Source organism: Micromonospora maritima, assembly GCF_902825405.1.
Taxonomy (GTDB): domain Bacteria; phylum Actinomycetota; class Actinomycetes; order Mycobacteriales; family Micromonosporaceae; genus Micromonospora; species Micromonospora maritima.
Window position 1 is genome coordinate 1 of sequence record NZ_CADEAU010000684.1, and the last position, 2,388, is coordinate 2,388.

The 2,388-nt window shown below is 76.2% G+C and carries 3 protein-coding genes; 2 read left to right on the forward strand and 1 reads right to left on the reverse strand.

All coding sequences use genetic code 11. The features are described from left to right. Positions 1–606: class F sortase (locus HUW36_RS31030; RefSeq protein ID WP_174531333.1), on the forward strand; the 606-nt coding region annotated here is incomplete at its 5' end. A 74-nt stretch (positions 607–680) separates the two neighbouring features. Next, entirely contained in the window at positions 681–1,778 is a 1,098-nt protein-coding gene (locus HUW36_RS31035; RefSeq protein ID WP_174531334.1) for a magnesium and cobalt transport protein CorA, read from the forward strand. Here HUW36_RS31035 and HUW36_RS31040 read toward each other — a convergent pair. Next, positions 1,720–2,388: phosphotransferase (locus HUW36_RS31040; RefSeq protein WP_174531335.1), on the reverse strand; the 669-nt coding region annotated here is incomplete at its 5' end. The two genes, HUW36_RS31035 and HUW36_RS31040, sit on opposite strands and share 59 nt — an antisense overlap.

Here is a 2,388-nt window from a genome sequence, read left to right on the forward strand (position 1 = left end):
ACCGTCGCCGTCGTCACCGCCGTCACCCTCGCCGGCGCCACCGGCGCCGGGCTCGTCTCGGCCGGTCTCGGCAGCACCTCGGCCTCACCACCCCAACCCGGCGCCTCCGCCGCGCCGCCCTCCGAGGGCCCGGGTACGGCCGGCCCGGCACTCCCCCGGTCGACACCGGTGCGGGTCGTCGTCCCCCGCATCGGGGTGGACGCCGAGATCGTCCCGGTCGCCACCGACGACGACGGCGCGCTGGAGGTGCCGCCGCTGGAGCGCCCGGAGGTCGCCGGCTGGTACCACCCCGGCCCGTCCCCGGGCGAGGCCGGCAACGCCGTGCTGGTCGGGCACGTCGACTCGCAGCACGGCCCGGCGGTCTTCTTCGACCTCGGCCGGCTGCGCCCCGGCGACACCGTCCGGGTGGTCCGCGCCGACGGCCGCACCGCGACGTTCACCGTGGACGGCGTCGGCGCGTACCCGAAGAAGCGTTTCCCCACCGAGCGGGTGTACGGCGGCGGCGCGGCGCCCCGGCTGCGCCTGATCACCTGCGGCGGGCGCTTCGATCCGCGCACCGGAAACTATCCCGACAACATCGTCGTCTTCGCCACCGCCGCCCGCTGACGTGGGCCGGACACCGCCGTCGCGCCGCGGGCCGTACGGTAGGCCGTCGGTTTCCCGGGCGGCGGAGGTGCGGAGTGGACCGGATCCGGTGGCGGCGGCGACTGCCCCGTGTGGTCGGACGGCTGCTCGGGCGCGTCGACCCGACGGACGCGCGCCGGCCCCGCCGGGTGAACCCGGACGCGGTGGTCGACTGCGCGGTCTACGTCGGCGGACGACGGGAGCCGGGCCGGCCGCACTACGCCGACGCGTACGCCCGGGCCCGCCACGGCCGGCGTACCTTCGTCTGGCTCGGCCTGCACGAGCCGGGCGCCGCGGTGATGGCCGCGGTCGGGCGGACGTTCGGGCTGGACGAGCCGGCGGTGGAGCAGGCGCTCGCCGACGGGCACCGGCCGACCCTGCGGCGCTACGGTGACGTGACGCTGCTGGTGCTGCGCAGTGCCGGCTACGTCGAGCACACCGAGCTGACCGCCACCTCGGAGGTGGTGGACACCGGGGACGTGCTGGTGTTCGTCGGTGACCGGTTCGCGGTGACCGTGCGGCACGGCGCCACCGGCGCGCTCGCGCCGGTACGCGAGGAGGTGCAGCGCCGGCCGGAGGTGCTGGCCGAGGGGCCGTGGGCGGTGGCGTACGCGGTCTGCGCCCGGATGGTCGACCTCTACCTGGAGGTCGCCGAGCACCTGGAACGGGACCTGGAGCGGGTGGAGGAGAGCGTGTTCGCCCGCGAGCGCGGCACCGACATCCAGCACCTCTACCAGCTCAAACGCGAGGTGGTGGAGTTCAAGCGGGCGGTGCTGCCGCTGCCGGCGGCGCTGCGCGCGCTGCTGGACTCCCCCGACGCCGGCCCGCCGCCCGCGCTGCGCCACCGGTTCGCCGCCGTCTCCGACGGGCTGGGCCGGGTGGTCGAGCGGATCAACGCCTACGACGAGCTGCTCACGTCGCTGGTCCAGTCCCGGCTGGCGCAACTGGCGGTGGAGCAGAACGACGACATGCGCAAGATCGCCTCGTGGGCGGCGATCGCCGCCTCGCAGACCGCGGTGGCCGGCGTCTACGGGATGAACTTCGCGCACATGCCCGAGCTGCACTGGCGGTACGGCTATGCCGGCGCGCTGCTGCTCATGGCGACGTCGGCGGTGACGCTGCACCGGTTGTTCCGCCGCTCCGGCTGGCTCTGACCGGCCCGGACAGGTCGGCCAGCTCCGCGTCGAGCAGCTCGGCCAGCAGCGCCACCCGGCCCGGGTCCGACCGCGCGGTGATGCCCCGGCTGGGCATCTCCACCGTCATCAGCAGGTAGAGGTGCAGCCGGTAGAGCCCGAGCCGCCGCCGCGCGCCCTCGTCCAGCGCGAACGGCGCCGCCTCGCGGTAGGCCCGCACCAGCGGGTCGTCCGGCTCGTCCTCGGCCCGGCGGAACAGCAACGGCGACACCAGGTCCAGCAGCGGGTCACCGCACAGGTGGCGCTCGCCGTCGACCAGACCGCTGAGCCGGGGCGTGCCGTCCGGACCGTCCACCGCCAGCACGTTGCCGGCCCAGCCGTCGAAGTGCAGCAGCGCCGGGCGGCGCACCACGTCGAGGACGGCCGCGTGCCGGGCGACCAGCTCGCGGATCCGGGACGCGGGCACGGGCAGCGGCACCGCCCAGTCGGCCGCGTCGGCGAGCAGGTCGTCCACCATCGCGGTGTAGGCACCCCGCCAGGTGCCGGCGGTGGCGCGGCCGCCGTCGTAGCCGTACCGGTCGCCGGTGACGGCGTGCAGCGCGGCCAGCGCCCGGCCGAACTCGGCGCGCAG